The organism is Halorubrum sp. AJ67 (assembly GCF_000513435.1).
The window spans coordinates 78,450-79,775 of sequence record NZ_CBVY010000011.1 but is presented as its reverse complement, the minus strand read 5'-3'; the positions used below and the strand labels follow the sequence as shown (position 1 = coordinate 79,775).

At 72.3% G+C, this 1,326-nt stretch carries 1 pseudogene; it reads left to right on the top strand.

Annotated features, from left to right (window positions below):
- A pseudogene (locus tag BN903_RS10275) lies at positions 1-1,326 on the top strand (DNA mismatch repair protein MutS); the annotation flags it as partial.

Genomic DNA, 1,326 nt, shown 5'->3' with positions numbered 1-1,326 from the left:
CGACCGGAGCCTCGCCCGCGAGGGGGTCGCGGACGCGCTCGCGACCGCCTACGACCTCGAACGGCTGGTGAGTCGGGTCTCGCGGGGGCGTGCCGACGCCCGCGACCTGCGTTCGCTGTACCGGACGCTCGCGGTCGTGCCGGAGGTGAAGGCGACGCTCGCGGGGGCGGCAGAGGGAAGCGAGTCGCTCCCTCGGACGGACCACCTCCGCGACCTCCGCGACCGCCTCGACGAGCTGACCGAGGTCCGCGAGCTGATCGACGCGGCGATTGCGACCGACCCGCCACAGGAGATCACGGATGGCGGCGTGATACGGGAGGGGTTCGACGACGACCTCGACGACCTCCGCGCGACCGAGCGCGAGGGGCGCGAGTGGGTCGCGGACCTCGAAACGAGCGAGCGCGAGCGCACCGGGATCGATTCGCTGTCGGTGGGGCACAACCAGGTCCACGGCTACTACATCGAGGTGACCGACGCCAACGCCGACCGCGTCCCCGACGACTACCGCCGCCGACAGACCCTGAAGAACAGCGAGCGGTACGTCACGCCGGAGCTGAAGGAGCGCGAGGAGGCGATCGTCGGGGCCGCGGAGCGCGCCGACGCCCTGGAGTACGAGCTGTTCGTCGACGTTCGCGAGCGCGTCGCAAGCGAGACCGAGCGGATCCAGGGGCTCGCGGACGCGCTCGCCGAACTCGACGCGCTGGCCTCGCTCGCGACCGTCGCGGTCGAGTACGACTACGTCCGCCCGGAACTCAGGACGGGTGCTGAGGTGGACGGCGATCCCGGGACGGACGGCGATCCCGGGACGGACGGCGATCCCGGGACGGACGGCGATCCCGGGACGGACGGCGACCCCAAGACGGACGCCGACGCCGGGATCGCGATCGAGGGCGGACGCCACCCGGTCGTCGAGCGGACCGAGGAGTCGTTCGTCCCGAACGACGCGGACCTGCCGCGCGGCTCGGTCGCCGTGATCACGGGGCCGAACATGAGCGGGAAGTCGACGTACATGCGGTCGGTCGCGCTCGCGGTCGTGCTCGCGCAGACGGGGTCGTTCGTCCCCGCGCAGGCCGCCTCGCTCCCCGTCTTCGACCGCGTGTTCACCCGCGTCGGGGCCTCCGACGACATCGCCGGCGGCCAGTCGACGTTCATGCGCGAGATGAGCGAGCTGACGGAGATCCTCCACGACGCCGGCACCGACTCGCTCGTCCTCTTAGACGAGGTCGGGCGGGGAACGGCCACCACCGACGGCCGCGCCATCGCCCGCGCGGCCGCCGAGTTCCTCCACGACGAACTGGGCGCGACCGCGCTGTTCGCGACGCATTA